This is a genomic window from Mesorhizobium sp. B3-1-9 (genome assembly GCF_006439595.1).
Taxonomy (GTDB): Bacteria; Pseudomonadota; Alphaproteobacteria; order Rhizobiales; family Rhizobiaceae; genus Mesorhizobium.
This window is the reverse complement of record NZ_VFTJ01000025.1, coordinates 1-15676: the sequence shown is the minus strand read 5'-3', so window position 1 is coordinate 15676 and position 15676 is coordinate 1. Positions and strand designations below refer to the sequence as shown.

Below are 15676 nucleotides of genomic sequence, written 5' to 3'. Positions count from 1 at the left end.
GGCGCATACCGGCGACCTCCTCTCCCCTCGGGGAGAGGTCGGATTGCACCGAATTGCCCTTCGCAATTCGGCGGGCAATCCGGGTGAGGGGGGCCTTCCCCACAGTCCGGTCAGTCCGACAGATGATCGTCGAGCGTCACGCCGGCCTCGCGCATCCGCCCCAGCATCGCCTCGACGGAGCCGTTGAGATCGATGCCGCGGCAGGCGTCGAGCCGCACCGTCGTCTTGAATCCTTGCTTCACCGCGTCGAGGGCGGAGAAGGCGACGCAGAAGTCGGTGGCAAGGCCGACCAGGGTGATCGTGTCGATGCCGCGTTCCTTGAGATAGCCTCCGAGGCCGGTTGGCGTCTTATGGTCGTTCTCGAAGAAGGCCGAGTAGGAGTCGATCGCGGTGCGGAACCCCTTACGGATCACCAGCTCGGCCTTGGTCCAGGCGAGCCCGGAATGGAAATCGGAACCGAGACTGCCCTGGATGCAATGGTCCGGCCACAGCGTCTGCGGCCCATAGGGCATCTCCATGGTTTCGAAAGCCTGCTTGCCGGGATGGCTGGAGGCGAAGCTCGAATGGCCGGCGGGGTGCCAGTCCTGCGTCAGGATTACATGTTCGCTGCGCCGGATCAGGTCGTTGACCAAAGGCACGATCTCGTCGCCACCGGCAACCGCCAGCGCGCCGCCGGGGCAAAAATCGTTCTGCAGGTCGATGACGATGAGCGCTTCTTCGGCCATGCGGTTCCCTCTCGTTTCAGCTTGGGGGCTCCAGTCCAAAAGCCGCTGACGCGACCGGACACGGAACCTTGACCAGATGGCCGGCGGCGTCAACCTCCGGCGCCATAACAATCGCGTTCAGGTGTTCGCGGCGCCAACTCTGGCTTTGACAATTGCCGCCGGCCTGATATCATTTGCATACGAATGAAATTTGACCGGTGCGCGTGCCGGCGGGAAGACCCGAAGCAGGCACTTCGGAGGGCCAGGGGAAGGCCCCGTTTCGGGAAGGCCCAATTGTCTGGAAGGCAGAGCGTGATCCGTTACGCGAAACCCACCACGGTCGACGAGGCGCTCGCTTTGCTTGGCGAGGACCGCTGGCGCATTCTGGCCGGCGGCACCGATTTTTATCCGACGCAGGGCGCCAAACCCTTCCGCGACAACATCCTCGACATCAATGGTCTCGCCCAACTGCGCGGCATCGCCGAGGCCGACGATCATTGGCGGATCGGCGCCCGCACCACCTGGACCGACATCGTGCGCCATCCGCTGCCGACGGCGTTCGACGCGCTGAAGGCCGCCGCGCGCGAAGTCGGTTCCGTCCAGATCCAGAATGTTGCCTCGGTAGCCGGCAATCTCTGCAATGCCTCGCCTGCGGCCGACGGCGTGCCGGCATTGCTGGCGCTCGAAGCCGACGTCGAACTGCGCTCGGCCACAGCCGTCCGCCATCTTCCGCTCGGTGAATTCATCCTCGGCAATCGCCGCACCGCCCTGCAGCCGGGCGAGATGGTCACCGCCATTCGCGTGCCGAAGCGCTCCGCCGTCGGCGCCTCGGCTTTCGTCAAGCTCGGCGCCCGGCGCTACCTCGTCATCTCGATCGCCATGGCGGCAGCCCGGCTCGTGGTCGAGAATGGCGTCGTCGCCGATGCGGCGATCGCCGTCGGCGCCTGCTCGGCCGTTGCCCGTCGTCTCGCCGGCGTCGAGGCGGCGTTGCGCGGGCAGCCTGTCACTTCTGCCCTTGCGGACACGGTGCTGTCCGCGCCGATCGATGAACTGTCGCCGATCGCCGATGTGCGCGGCAGCGCCGAGTATCGGCAGGACGCGGCGCGCGAGCTCGTCGTCCGCGCGGTGCGTGCCGCGATCGGTTCCGGTGAAGGCAAGGTGGCCGCATGAGCATGACCCAGTCCGGCATGGCCCAGTCCGGCATGGAACGCGCCGAGATTGCCTTCGAGGTCAACGGCGCGGCTGTCAGCGTATCCGTGCCGCCGGTCAGGCGGCTGTCGCAGGTCTTGCGCGACGAGTTGCGGCTGACCGGCACCAAGGTCGGCTGCGATGCCGGCGATTGCGGCGCCTGCACCGTGCTGGTCGACGGCAATCCGGTTTGCGCCTGCCTGATGCCGGCGGCCTCCGTGGTCGGCGCTTCCGTCACCACCGTCGAAGGCCTCGCCAATGGCCGGCTGTCCGCCTTGCAGGCCTCGTTCCTCGAACACGGCGCCGCGCAATGCGGCATTTGCACGCCCGGCCTGATGGTCGCGGCCACCGCGCTTTTGGAACGCAACCCCACGCCAAGCGAGACCGAGACGCAGGATGCGCTGGGCGGCGTGCTCTGCCGCTGCACCGGCTACAGGAAGATCGTCGCGGCGGTGATGGGCGCCTCGCGGCATATGAACGGCATCGATCTTCGCCTCCCGGAAGTGGGCCACGCCGTCGGCGCCTCTCCCATCCGCCTCGACGGCGTGCCGAAAGTCACGGGCGACGAGATGTTCGGTGGAGACTCCTTTCCGGCCGACGCATTGTCGGTGCTTGTGGTGCGCTCGCCGCACTATCATGCCCGCTTCAGCTTCGGCGATCTCGATGCCTGGACGAAAGCGCATCCCGGCATTGCCGGCGTCTTCACGGCGGCCGACATCCCGGGCCACAACTGCTTCGGCGCCATCGGTCCCTTCGCCGACCAGCCCGCGTTGGCCGAGGGTTTTGTCCGTCTGCGCGGCGAGGCGGTGGCGCTGGTGGCGGGCGAGCGCGAGGCGATCCTCGATCTCGACCTGACGGATTTTCCGATCGGATGGACGGAACTGCCGCATATGCTGCAGCCCGCCGAGGCGAAGGCCGAGGGTGCCGCGCTGATCCACGGCCACCGGCCGGCGAACCTGCTCACCTCCGGCCTGGTCGAACGCGGCGATCCTGAGGGAGCGCTGGCAGCTTCCGCTGCCACCGTGTCGGGCGCCATCGAGACCTCTTTTGTCGAGCACGCCTATATCGAGCCGGAAGCCGGCTATGCTTATGTGGACGGCGACACGCTGGTCGTCGTTGCTTGTACCCAGGCGCCCTATATGGACCGCGACGAGACGGCCAAGGTGCTGGGCCTAGCCGTCGACAAGGTGCGCATCGTGCCGACCGCTACAGGCGGCGGCTTCGGCTCGAAACTCGATGTCTCGCTGCAGCCTCTCATCGGCCTTGTGGCGATGAAGACGGGACGGCCGGCCGCACTTGCCTACACGCGCAACGAATCGATGATGTCGACCACCAAGCGTCATCCGGCCGAGATGAAGGCGACGATCGGCGCCGATGCCGAAGGCAGCGTCACCGGCATGGTCTTCGAGGGCGATTTCAACACCGGCGCCTATGCCAGCTGGGGGCCGACGGTCGCCAACCGCGTGCCGGTGCATGCCTCCGGCCCCTATCTCACGCCGAACTACCGGGCGACCGGCTATGCCATCCACACCAACGGCCCGATCGCGGGAGCCTTCCGCGGCTTTGGCGTTCCCCAGTCGACGATCATGCAGGAGACGCTCTATGACGAGCTTGCCGGCAAGCTGGGCATCGATCGGCTGGACTTCCGGCTAAGGAATTGCCTGCGTGACGGCTGCGAGACGGTCACCGGCCAGCGCCTCGAGTCGGGCGTCGGCATCGGCGAATGCCTGGAGCAGCTTCAGCCGCATTGGTCTCGCGCGCTGGCGGACGCGGAGGCGTTCAATACGATCCATGCCGCAAGCAAGCGCGGCGTCGGCGTCGCCTCCTGCTGGTATGGCTGCGGCAACACCTCGCTGCCCAATCCTTCGACCATCAAGGTCGGCATCACGGCCTCCGGCGACGTCGTCCTGCACCAGGGCGCGGTCGATATCGGCCAGGGTTCCAACACGGTCATCACGCAGATCTGCGCCGACGCGCTCGGCCTGCCGCTGGGCAAGTTCAAGCTGAAGAGCGCCGACACCGCTATCACGCCCGACGCCGGCAAGACATCTGCCTCGCGCCAGACTTTCGTGACCGGCAAGGCGGCGGAGAAGGCAGGCCGCGCATTGCGCGAGAAAATCCTGCGCTTCGCCAATGTCTCCGGCCGGGCGACGATCGCGCTCGACGATGCCAGCATCTCAATTCGCGAAGGCGATGCCGCGCGGCGCATCGATCTCGCGGCGCTGAAAGCCGATGCCGACGGCCTGGTGTTCGTCGCCGAGGAAACCTACGACCCGCCGACGCTGCCGCTCGACGCCAAGGGCCAGGGCAAGCCCTACGCCGTCTATGGCTATGGCGCGCAAATCGCCGAACTCGAGGTCGATCTCAAGCTGGGCACGGTGAAGCTGATCAGGATCACCGCCGCGCATGACGTCGGCAAGGCGATCAACCCGGTGCTGGTCGAGGGCCAGATCGAAGGCGGCATCGCGCAGGGCATCGGCATGGCGCTGATGGAGGAATACATCCCCGGACGCACCGAGAATTTGCACGACTATCTGATTCCCACCATCGGTGACGTGCCGCCCGTGGAGCACATATTGGTCGAAGTTCCGGATCCGGAGGGACCCTTCGGCGCCAAGGGCCTTGGCGAGCATGTGCTGATCCCGACCGCGCCGGCGATCCTCAACGCCATCCGCCATGCCACCGGCGTCCTGGTCACCAAGGTGCCGGCGACGCCGAGCCGCATCCTTGCGGCGATCCGCGAGAAGGAGGCGCGCCGATGAGCGAGCTTGCCGAACGTTTCGAAACCCACGATCCCGGCGAGAAGCAGGTCGCGGAGAAAATCCGCTGCGATGCCTGTCCGGTCATGTGCTACATCGCCGACGGCCGCACCGGCGCCTGCGACCGCTACGGCAATGTCGGCGGCCGCATCGTGCGCATGGACCCGCTGACCATTCTCGACCACGCGGCCGAAACCGGCGGGGCGGTCGTGCCGTTCGTCGCCGAGGGCGAGGCCTGGAACGGCGAGCTGGTCAACACCGGCCGTCGCTTCGTGACTGCCATCGGCGCCGGCACCACCTATCCCGATTACAAGCCGGCCCCCTTCATCGTCAGCCAGGAGGTCGAGGGCGTCGATCTCGTCACCGTCGTCACCGAGGGCATCTTCTCCTATTGCGGCGTCAAGGTGAAGATCGACACCGACCGCCACATCGGCGACGAGACGGCGATCGTGCGCTCGGAAGGCGAGGCGATAGGCCATGTCACGACCGGCGAATACGGCTCGCAGATGCTGTCGCTTGGCGGCGTCCATCACCTTACCGGCGGCTCCAAGGCCGAAGGCCGCGCCACTTGCGATGCGCTGCTCAACCTCTGCAACAGGAAACCGGTCGAGCTCAGCATTGACGGCGGCGCGACCGTGATCGTCGAAGCCGGCAAACCGCCGGTCATCGACGGCAAGGTCGAGCATCGCATGCGCGTCGGCTGCGGCTCGGCCACCATCGGCATGTTCGCCACGCAATGGCGCGGGCTGGTCGACGAGGTGGTGGTGGTCGACGACCACATCACCGGCGTCGTCTCCGAGCATCAGGCCGGCAAGGTGCTGGGCTGGGAGGACACCGGCATCAAGATCATCGGCCGCCGCTCGACGCCCGGCCGCTACTTCAAGGTGTCCGAGCCCGGGCTCGGCTGGGGCGGCACCACGATTTCAGACCCGCTGTCGATCCTTGGCGACTGGAATGCCAAGAAAGGCGCGCGTCCGGGCCTGTCGCTGCTGATGGTGTCGACCACCGGCGAGCAATTCGCCTATTACGAGCTCGACGACGAACTGAAGCCGGTCGAAAAGCCGTTCCCGGACCGGCTTCAGAAATCGGTCGGCCTGATCGAGGACAATTGCGAACCGGCTTTGTGCACGGTTCTCTTCATCGGCGGCGCCGGCGGCTCGCTACGCGCCGGCGTCACCGAGAACCCGGTCAACCTGACCCGCTCGGTGCAGGGCCTGAAGACCTATGTGACCGTCGGGGGCGCGCCCGTCTATGTCTGGCCGGGCGGCGGCATCACGCTGATGGTCGACGTCACCCGCGTGCCGGAAGGCGCCTTCGGCTATGTGCCGACGCCGGCGCTGGTGGCGCCGATCGAGTTCACCATGCGCCGCGACGACTATGTCAGGCTCGGCGGCTACGAAAACGAGATCCGCAGCGTCGAGGACATCCTCGCCAAGGGCGGCGAATACCTCAACCCGCGCAACAACACCGGCGCGCCGGCCGGCAATCCCTGGCCGCCGCTGGCGCAGCTGCGGCGTTCAGCGGCGAATGGTGCCGGCTGATGAACGGCCCGCAGGCGCATTGGCTTGCCGACGGCAGGCGGCTCCATCTCAACCATGGGCCGATCGACCTGGTCGTCGAGGCCTTTGGCGAAGCGGATGAACGCCGCGCCGCTTACGAACAGGCAGTCGCCCGCTTTCAGACGATCCTGATCGAGGTGGTCGAAGAGCTGCCCGAATTGCGGCTTCCTGCATTCTTCCTGGCGCCGCGCAGTTTTGCCGGCCCTACGGCGCGCCGCATGGAAGCAGCCGTCACGTCATTGGCGGAATGCTTCATCACCCCGATGGCCGCCGTTGCCGGTTCGGTAGCCGACGAAATTCTTGGCTCAATGCTCGCCGGCCGCCGGCTCGACCGCGCTTACGTCAACAATGGCGGCGATTGCGCCCTCCATCTCGGCAGAAGCCAGTCGATGACGGTGGCCATCGCCGGCACCGGGAGTGGCATGGCCGATCGCGTCACTATTCGCACCGAGGACGGCGTGCGCGGCGTTGCCACCAGCGGCTGGCGCGGCCGGTCGTTTTCATTCGGGATCGCCGACGCCGTTACCGTCCTCGCCCCGACCGGCGCCGAGGCCGACGCGGCGGCGACGTTGATTGCCAACGCCGTCGATCTTCCCGGTCATCCTGCCATCGCCCGCGTCGCGGCGCGCGACCTGGCGCCGGACAGCGATCTCGGTGAGATGCTGGTGACACAAAGCGTCGGCGCGCTCGCGCCCGCCGAGGTTGCGCGCGCGCTGGACAACGGCCTTGCCGTCGCCGAAGATTTTCGCCGGCGCGGCCTGATCGCCGCATCGGCGCTGTTTCTGGCGGGCGAGGCCCGCATCAGTGGTTCGGCGGCGCTCGCCGCGCCCAACAAACATAAAGCGAAGGAAACTGCCCATGCCTGACTTTCCGATCCGCAAGGTCGCGGTTCTGACTGAGGAGATTTTTCACGATGGCGGCCCGGTGGCGAAAGAGCCCCGCCTTCGCGCGGCGGCTCTCGCCGTGGTCAAGAACCCCTTCGCCGGCCGCTATGTCGAGGACCTGCAAGGCGCGATGGAAGACCTGAAGCCGCTCGGGCTGCTGCTCTCCGACAGGCTGATCGCGGCGCTCGGCGGCGACGTGAAGAAGATCGACGGCTACGGCAAGGGCGCCATCGTCGGCGCCGCCGGCGAATTGGAGCACGGCGCGCTGTGGCACGTTCCGGGCGGCTACGCCATGCGCGAGCGGCTCGGCGACGCCAAGGCCATCGTGCCGTCGGCCAAGAAGGTCGGCGCCTTCGGCTCGCGGCTCGACGTGCCGCTCGGCCACATCAACGCCGCCTATGTGCGCAGCCATTTCGATGCGATGGAAGTCGGCATCAGCGACGGCCCGCGCCCCGACGAGATCCTGTTTTGCCTCGCCATGACCTGCGGCCCGCGCGTCCACAACCGCATGGGTGGCCTGGCGGCGCAGGACATCAAGGCATGGGACGGTTTGAGATGAGCGGCGAGGACAATCTGCTGCGGCTGGTCGAGGCCGAAGACGGCGACGAGAACAACTACCATCTGCAGGATCAGGTCGGCTTTATCCTGCGCAAGGCGCATCAGCGCCACGTCGCGCTCTTCGCCTCGCATATCGGCGACCTGACGCCGCCGCAGTTCGCGGCGCTCGCCAAGCTCTACGATATCGGCGAAACCTCGCAGAACCAGTTGGGAACGCTGATCGCCATGGATGCCGCCACCGTGAAAGGCGTCATCGACCGGCTGAAGGCACGGGGACTGGTCGAGGTTTCCAAGCACGAGGTCGACAAAAGGCGGCTGCTGGTCAATCTGACGCCGCAAGGCCGCGAGGCGATCGAGCGTCTGATCCCGCTTGCCCGCACGATTACAGAGGAAACGCTGGCGCCGCTGACGGCCAAGGAGACCGCAACCTTTTTGCGGCTGCTGGCGAAGCTGGCTTAAAGCGTTTGCGCGACCTGCATCAGGCGGGAAGGATCCGGCTTGCCGTCGCTGATGCTTGCGGTGCGCCGCCAGATCAAGGCCACGACCAGCATCGAGACGTAGCCGTCGACAGCATAGTGCCAGCCCGAATACACCGAACCGAACAGGATGACGATCGCGAATGCCCAGCCCACAATGCCGAGCCAGCGATTGAGCCGCCCAAGGTAGAACGCGTTCAGCGTGGCGATCGCCACATGCATGCTGGGCATGGCGGAAATCCCGGAACCAAGCGCCAGCATGTCGGTCCTGTACGTGGCAAGAAGGTAGCTGGAATAAGACAGCACGTGCTCGTTGCCGGGCCGCTGCTTCAGCACTTCCAGAAGCTCCGCATAGCGATCGCCACCCACCAACTCATCGTAAAAGACCGGGCCGACGGAGGAAAACAGCGTCGCCATGAGCGTTCCGACCACTACAAGCACAAGGGCCATCGCGGTGAGATATCGCAGATGCACCGGCTGGTTGGCGAGCAGCGCTGCAAAAAACACCAACCCGAACCATTCGAGAAACCAGAGCTTGGCATAGGTCACCGACACGACCATCGCCAGAAGGTCGGAATCGAATGCGTGAACGATGCGCCATGGCGCCTGGCCGTGCAGCAGCTCGCCGAAATCGGCCAGGGCTTCGTCACAGTAGAAGGGGACTATGTCGGGTATGTTCACCTTGTAGGTCGTGAACGCGGAGAGCGTCAGGATGAACATGATCACGATAATCGCCGCCCGCAACCCATTGGCACGGATCGACATTGCGATGAATGTGAGCGGAGCCTTCGGCGATAAGGCCATCGCCACCGGGATTGCCACGGCCAGAAAGCCGAGCGGTCCAAGAACGAAAAGCCGCGGCAAATACATCTGTGCCATCGTGTAATATGCCGACGGCCAGATCAGCGCCGCCACCGTAACATAGACCAGGCAGAGCCCAAACAGCTTTTGCGGAACATTGCCTAATTCAGGGTAACGCGCGAGCCGACCATGCCGCAATCTGGCGTGGTCGCGCAAATGTCCGTCCGCAAGTAAATCACTGGATAGCCCCATATGCGCCCCCGAAACTCTATCAGAGTTCTATCTATAGTTGTCTGATTAATATATCCTTATCCGTTTGCTTGGTGTTTGAAATGTCAAAGCTAAATAACATTAGCAATATGTAATATGCGTACACTATACTTGAAAGGCAGCTGGCGAGGAGAGAGTAAGGGCGTCGAACATCTCCCTAGCCTGCTCGGCCGTATAGTAACCAAGCCTGACATCCTCGGCGACCTGCTTCGGGTCGCGCTCGCGCGGATCGCCATAGCCGCCGCCGCCCGGCGTGCCCACACGCACGCGGTCGCCGGCCTTGAGCGCGATGTCCTGCTCCTTGGAAAGATGCGGTGGCACATGCGCTTCGCCGTTCCGGAACACAGTCACGCTGTTTGGCGCGCCATCCTTGCCGCCGAGAGCGCCCTGCGGCCCGAAGCGGCCATGGTCCATGACGAAGGACGCGCGGGCTTCACCGCGTAGGATCTCGACTTCATAAGCGAGCCCGAAGCCGCCGCGATGCTTGCCCGCGCCGCCGGAGCCTTCACGCAGCGCGTAGTGGCGGTAGAGCACCGGAAAAGCCTGCTCCATGATCTCGACCGGCGGCGACTTCGAGATGCCGATGGTCGAGCAGCCATTGCTCAGTCCGTCATGGCCGGCATTGCCGCCATAGCCGCCGCCGGAGATCTGGTACATGACATAGTCGCGGCCGCGCGCCGGATCATTGCCGCCGAGCGCGAAATTGCCGCTGGAGCCGGCGGGCGCCGCCGTCACCTTTTCCGGCAGCGCCTGTACCATGGCCGCGAACACCGCTTCGGCGATGCGTTGCGACACTTCCGCCGCGCAGCCTGATACGGGCCGCGGATATTCTGCGTCGAGGAATGTGCCTTCCGGCCGCTTGACGATGAGCGGCTCGAAGGCGCCGGCGCTGATCGGCACTTCCGGGAAGATATGGCGCATGGCGAGGTAGACGGACGACAAGGTCGTCGCCAGCACGCTGTTCATCGGGCCGGCGCAAGGTTTCGATGAGCCGGCAAAGTCGAAGGTCAGCGTGTCGCCCTTCTTCTCGACGGCGAGATCGATGGTCAGCGGCTCGTTCACCACCCCGTCGGAATCGACGAAGGCCTGCGAGCGATAAACGCCGTCCGGTATGACGGCGATCGAGGCGCGCATCTGCTCGGCGGCGCGGCGGCGCAGTTCCGCGATCGCCTCGACGACGGTTTCGTCACCGTAACGATCCAGGATTTCATTGAGCCTGTCCTGGCCGATCAGCAATGCGGCGGCCTGCGCGCGGATGTCGCCGATGCGCTGGTCGGCGACCCGGATGTTGGAGCAGATGATGGCGTAGATCTCGGGATCGAGCGCGCCCTTCTTGAACAGTTTGACCGGCGGCAGCCGCAGGCCTTCCTGCTCGACCGCAGTGGCCGAGGCCGAGAAGCCGCCCGGCACCGAGCCGCCGATATCCGGCCAATGACCGGTGTTGGAAAGCCAGCAGAAGATCTTGCCACCCCGATAGACCGGCATGACGAAGCGCACGTCCATCAGATGCGTGCCGCCGAGATAGGGATCGTTGACGATGTAGATGTCGCCCGGATCCGGCGCCAGGCACCGCCCGTCGGCGATCATCTCGATCACCGTCTTGGTGGAATACTGCATCACGCCGACGAATACCGGCAGGCCCTGGCTGCCTTGCGCGATCAGCGAGCCGTCGACCGCCGAATAAATGCCGTCCGAGCGGTCATTGGCTTCGGCGATGACCGGCGAGAAGGCCGCGCGGGAGAAAGTCAGGTCCATCTCGTCGCAGACCTGCTGCAGGGCAGCCTGCAGCACCGAAAGCGTGATCGTGTCGAGTTTTGCCCCAAACTCTGGCATTGTCAGGCCTCGCCGATGTCGATGATGATGTTGCCGTCCGCGTCCGAGCACGCCCGGTCGCCGGGTTCGAGCACAGTCGTGGCGTCCATCTGTTCGAGAATCGCCGGCCCCTCGATCACGGCGTCGAGCGGCAGCTTTTCGCGCGCATAGACCGGCGTGTCGTACCAGCGCCCGTCGTACCAGACCGGCCGGATCTCGCGCCGCGCCTCCTCAAGCGTTGCCCCGCGGCCTGCCGGGTCGATCAGCCGCGACAGGTCGATCTGCGGCCGCACGCCGGTGACCGAGGTGTTGAGGTTGACGAGGTTGGCGCGGATTTCCGGCAGCTCGACCTTGAAGCGGGCGAAATAGGCTTTTTCGAACAGAAGCTGCAGTGTTTCTCGTGAAACCGACGAGGAAGGCAGCGGCACGTTGATGATGTGTGTCTGGCCGACGAACTGCATGTCGGCCGAATGCGCGACACGGATTTCGTCCGGCTTCACAGCTTCCTTGGCGATCAGCGCTTCGCCCTCGTTACGGTGCCGTTCCAACACCTCGCGAAGCGCGGTTTCGTCGAGGCCGCCGACGGGCTGATTGATTGTGTTGACAAAGTCGTGCCGCAAATCCGCGACGACGCAGCCGAGCGCATTGGTGATGCCCGGGCGCGCCGGCACGAGCACTCTCGGCAGGCCGAGCTCGCGTGCGAGCGCCGTCGCGTGCAGCGGCCCGGCGCCGCCGAAGGCGAACAGCGCGAAATCGCGCGGATCGTGGCCGCGCGAGACCGAGACCATGCGGATGGCGCCCGCCATCTTCATGTTGCCGAGCCGCAGCACCGCGCCGGCGGCTTCGACGCCGGAAAGGCCCGTTCGCTTGCCAATCTTGTCCTCGAAGATCGAGGTCACGCGCTCGACGGTGACCGGATTGTCGACGGCCAGCAGCTTCTTCGGCGCCAGGCGGCCGAGCACCAGATTGGCGTCGGTGATGGTCGGCTCCATGCCGCCGCGCCCGTAGCAGATCGGGCCTGGATTGGCGCCGGCGCTTTCCGGGCCGATCTGGATCAGCCCGGCCGCGTCGACGCGCGCGATTGAGCCGCCGCCGGCGCCGACCGTGTGCACCGCCACCATCGGCACATGGATCGGCATCGCATATTCGATCTCGATCTCGTTCGACACGGCGGGTTCCGCGTTGCGGATCAGCGCCACGTCGGTCGAGGTGCCGCCCATGTCGTAGGTGACGAGGTTGCCGAAGCCGGCGCGTTTTCCCGTATAGGCGGCGGCGATCACCCCGGAGGCCGGGCCGGACATCACGGTCTTGGCCGATTCCAGCGTGACGAAGCGGGCCGAGATCATGCCGCCATTGCCGTTCATGATCAGGAAGTCGCGGGCGTAGCCCTTCGCGCCAAGTTCCTTGCGCAGCCGCTCGACATAGCGCTCCAGGATCGGCTGCACCGAGGCGTTGACGGCCGCCGTCACGCCGCGCTCGAACTCGCGCGCTTCCGAGAGCAGCGCATGTCCGGTGGTGATGTGGCCGTTCGGCCAGGCCTCCGCCGCGATCTCGGCGGCCCGCCGCTCATGCGATGGGTTGGCGTAGGAGTGCAGGAAATGGATGACGAGCGACTCGCAGCCGGCGTCGAGCAGCTTTTTCACTGCGTCGCGCATCTCGGCTTCGTCGAGTTGAATGCGCACGGCGCCCGAGGCCTCGACCCGCTCCGACACTTCGAGCCGAAGGTCGCGGGGAATGACCGGCACGAAAGTTCCCGTCATGCCATAAGCCTGCGGCCTTGTTCGGCGGCCAAGTTCGATCACGTCGCGAAAGCCGCGCGTGGTGATCATGCCGGTCCGCGCCAGCCGGCGCTCCAGCACGGCGTTGGTGGTGGTCGTCGTGCCATGCACGATGAGGTCGATGCCGTCGATCGGAAAACCGGTGGCGCCAAGCGCTGCGACCACGCCGAAGGCCTGGTTCTCCACCGTGGTCGGCGTCTTGGCGATATGGACCTTGCCGCCAGCCTTGCCGTCGATCAAGAGCAGATCGGTGAAGGTCCCGCCGACATCGATGCCGGCAACGACGCTTCCAGCCGGCGCCGAAAATTTCTCACTCATTGCCGAAACCCGAAATGCCAGAACTACGGATATGCCTTGGTTTGGAAAGGCGTTTTACGCTGCCATCTTGACCTGAAGATCATTTGTATACTAATAAATTCTCGACACAAGAGCTTACCGCTTGGCAGTGTGTGAGAAGCACGCCGGAACCTGACCGTTCGGGCGCGCAGGAAAAAGTTTGGCGCCCAGTGCGTTTCATCTGGGCCGGAAAGTTGGGTTGGAATGAACACGACATCCGCGTTGAACGTCGCAGGCTCGAAGCCGCTGCAGTTCCCGATCCCGGCCAATGTCTACGCCGAGACCGTGGTGTCGGTGAAGCATTACACCGACCGGCTGTTCTCCTTCCGCATCACCCGCCCGCAGTCGCTGCGTTTCCGCTCCGGCGAATTTGTCATGATCGGCCTGCCCAATGCCGAAAAGCCGATCTTCCGCGCCTATTCGGTCGCCAGCCCCGCCTGGGACGACGAGCTCGAATTCTTCTCGATCAAGGTGCCGGACGGTCCGCTGACCTCCGAGTTGCAGAAGATCCAGGTCGGCGACACGGTCATCATGCGCCAGAAGTCGACCGGCACGCTGGTGCTCGACGCGCTGACGCCCGCCAAGCGCGTCGTCATGATCTCGACCGGCACCGGCATCGCGCCCTTTGCCAGCCTGCTGCGCGACCCCGATACCTATGAGAAGTTCGACGACGTCATCCTCACCCACACCTGCCGCGACAATGCCGAGCTCATCTACGGCCAGGAACTGGTCGCGGCGCTCGAAAGCGACCCGCTGATCGGCGAGCTGACCGGCGGCCGCGTCACGCTCTACAATTCGACGACGCGGGAAGAGTCGGCGCGCATGGGCCGCATCACCGCGCTGATCGGCTCGGGCAAGTTCTATTCCGACCTCGGCATCGACAAGCTCAATCCCGAGACCGACCGCATCATGATCTGCGGCTCGATGCATATGCTGAAGGACGTCAAGGAACTCGCCGAGAGCCTCGGTTTCCAGGAAGGCTCGCTCAGCCACCCGGCAAGCTTCGTCGTCGAGCGTGCCTTCGTCGGCTGAGACATATCGCGGTCCGCCAGCTCTGTTGGAGGCGTCTGAGATTAGCGACGACATTCGCGCTCGTCATTCTAGGGCGGAGCAAGGAGCGGAGCGACGCGCGCAGACCCTAGAATCCATGCCGTTACGCCAAGGCGTTGCGGCGGTTACAGAATTCTGCACCGTTACACTCTGCGGCAGAGGTCACGGCACGGATACTCGGGTCAAGCCCGAGTATGACGAAGGGATGGGCGTTGCGGCCAATCTCCAACGCCGGGAGCGCCTACCCAGCATGATGTTTTGACCATACGGTCAAAAATCAGCTGCTCTTGCCGCCTTTTTCCGCTATGACCCACTGAAGGACTCGTGAAGCATCGCTTCGCGGGTTATCTTCGGCTGAGGTCGCTGAGTGAAAGGGCAGGAGATGAGCACGATCCGCGAAGCAGGCGCTGGCGCTTCCAAGGTGATGCCGCTGCCGGCGCGCGCTGCCGCCAACACGCCCGTGCCGCTGGAGCACGGCATTGCCCGCAACCCCGGCATGAAGCTCGATCTCGGCTTCCTGGAATCGGTGCGCAGCGTCAACCGCTCGGCGCTGGAGCGCCGCGTCGCCACGCTGACCAAGCGGCGCTCGATCAAAGCCGACAACCAGGCGGCCTGGCTGCTGCGGGCCATCGCCTGCATGGATCTGACAACGCTGAACTCCAACGACACCGACGAGCGCGTGCGCCGGCTCTGCGCCAAAGCGATCAATCCGCTACGCAAGGATATCGTCGAGGGTCTGGGCATATCAGGCGAAACCATCCGCCCGGCGGCGGTCTGCGTCTACCATCCCTTCGTCGCCACCGCGGTCGACGCCGTGCGCGGCACCGGCGTCCATGTCGCCGCCGTCTCGACCGCCTTCCCGCACGGCCTTGCGCCGCTCTCGACCCGCCTGCAGGAGATCGAGGCCTCGGTGAAGGACGGCGCCGACGAGATCGACGTCGTCATCCCGCGCGGCCTGGTCTACGGCGCCAAATGGCGCGAGCTGTTCAACGAGATCGTCGCCATGCGCGCCGCCTGCGGCGATGCGCATCTCAAGGTCATCCTCGGCACCGGCGATCTCGCCACGCTGCGCAACGTCATGCTGGCCTCCATGGTGGCGATGATGGCGGGGGCGGACTTCATCAAGACGTCGACCGGCAAGGAAAGCGTCAACGCCACGCTCCCCGTCGGCCTTGCCATGGTGCGCGCCATCCGCGCCTATTTCGAGGAGACCGGCTACCTGATCGGCTTCAAGCCGGCCGGAGGCATCTCCACCGCCAAGGTCTCGCTGGACTGGCTGGTGCTGATGAAGGAAGAGCTCGGCCGGCCGTGGCTCGAGCCGGACCTGTTCCGCTTCGGCGCGTCCAGCCTGCTCACCGACATCGAACGCCAGCTCGAGCATCATTTGACCGGGCATTACTCGGCCAACCATCGCCACGCGATGGCGTAGGGCGAAGGCCTTGAGCGCCGAGTTCCTTCGCGCCCCCCTCTGTCCTGCCGGACATCTCCCCCACAAGGGGGG

12 protein-coding genes are annotated in these 15676 nt (G+C 65.4%); 8 read left to right on the top strand and 4 right to left on the bottom strand.

Features of this window, described 5'->3' with window-relative positions; genetic code table 11:
- Positions 1–110: 110 nt before the first annotated feature.
- Positions 111–725 (bottom strand): bifunctional nicotinamidase/pyrazinamidase, encoded by a 615-nt coding sequence (pncA, locus tag FJW07_RS28390; protein WP_140859542.1) that lies wholly within the window; start codon positions 723–725, stop codon positions 111–113.
- A gap of 291 nt (positions 726–1016) precedes the next feature.
- Between pncA and FJW07_RS28385 the strand changes: the two genes are divergently transcribed.
- Genes FJW07_RS28385 through FJW07_RS28360 form a run of 6 tightly spaced genes read left to right on the top strand, consistent with a single transcriptional unit; the run spans position 1017 to position 8111 of the window.
- Positions 1017–1874 carry a xanthine dehydrogenase family protein subunit M gene (locus FJW07_RS28385; protein WP_140859541.1) on the top strand — a complete coding sequence of 286 codons (858 nt, stop codon included), beginning with the start codon at positions 1017–1019 and terminating at the stop codon, positions 1872–1874.
- Positions 1871–4654: a molybdopterin-dependent oxidoreductase gene (locus tag FJW07_RS28380; RefSeq protein WP_140859540.1), complete on the top strand. Its 2784-nt coding sequence runs from the start codon at positions 1871–1873 to the stop codon at positions 4652–4654. The genes FJW07_RS28385 and FJW07_RS28380 overlap by 4 nt, the downstream gene beginning before the upstream one ends.
- Positions 4651–6192, top strand: coding sequence for a 6-hydroxynicotinate reductase (locus tag FJW07_RS28375; RefSeq protein ID WP_140859539.1), 1542 nt, complete (start codon positions 4651–4653; stop codon positions 6190–6192). The genes FJW07_RS28380 and FJW07_RS28375 overlap by 4 nt, the downstream gene beginning before the upstream one ends.
- Complete coding sequence (locus FJW07_RS28370; RefSeq protein ID WP_140859538.1) at positions 6192–7076, top strand: UPF0280 family protein; 885 nt, start codon at positions 6192–6194, stop codon at positions 7074–7076. Before FJW07_RS28375 ends, FJW07_RS28370 begins: the two co-directional genes overlap by 1 nt.
- Positions 7069–7653, top strand: coding sequence for an amino acid synthesis family protein (locus FJW07_RS28365; RefSeq protein ID WP_140785197.1), 585 nt, complete (start codon positions 7069–7071; stop codon positions 7651–7653). Before FJW07_RS28370 ends, FJW07_RS28365 begins: the two co-directional genes overlap by 8 nt.
- The gene (locus FJW07_RS28360; RefSeq protein ID WP_140646841.1) at positions 7650–8111 is read left to right on the top strand and encodes a MarR family transcriptional regulator; all 462 of its coding nucleotides are present in this window, start codon (positions 7650–7652) and stop codon (positions 8109–8111) included. The genes FJW07_RS28365 and FJW07_RS28360 overlap by 4 nt, the downstream gene beginning before the upstream one ends.
- Here FJW07_RS28360 and FJW07_RS28355 read toward each other — a convergent pair.
- The 3 genes from FJW07_RS28355 to FJW07_RS28345 form a co-directional block, all read right to left on the bottom strand.
- Entirely contained in the window at positions 8108–9145 is a 1038-nt protein-coding gene (locus FJW07_RS28355) for a phosphatase PAP2 family protein (protein ID WP_181182742.1), read from the bottom strand. The genes FJW07_RS28360 and FJW07_RS28355 overlap by 4 nt on opposite strands.
- 159 nt (positions 9146–9304) lie before the next feature.
- Positions 9305–11032 carry a hydantoinase B/oxoprolinase family protein gene (locus FJW07_RS28350; RefSeq protein ID WP_140859536.1) on the bottom strand — a complete coding sequence of 576 codons (1728 nt, stop codon included), beginning with the start codon at positions 11030–11032 and terminating at the stop codon, positions 9305–9307.
- A gap of 2 nt (positions 11033–11034) precedes the next feature.
- Positions 11035–13107: a hydantoinase/oxoprolinase family protein gene (locus FJW07_RS28345; RefSeq protein WP_140859535.1), complete on the bottom strand. Its 2073-nt coding sequence runs from the start codon at positions 13105–13107 to the stop codon at positions 11035–11037.
- A 222-nt stretch (positions 13108–13329) separates the two neighbouring features.
- Between FJW07_RS28345 and FJW07_RS28340 the strand changes: the two genes are divergently transcribed.
- Positions 13330–14157, top strand: coding sequence for a ferredoxin--NADP reductase (locus tag FJW07_RS28340; RefSeq protein WP_140859534.1), 828 nt, complete (start codon positions 13330–13332; stop codon positions 14155–14157).
- Between the two features lie 400 nt (positions 14158–14557).
- A complete protein-coding gene (gene deoC / locus FJW07_RS28335; RefSeq protein WP_140785201.1) occupies positions 14558–15604 on the top strand; it encodes a deoxyribose-phosphate aldolase in 1047 nt (348 codons plus the stop codon).
- Positions 15605–15676 lie beyond the last annotated feature (72 nt).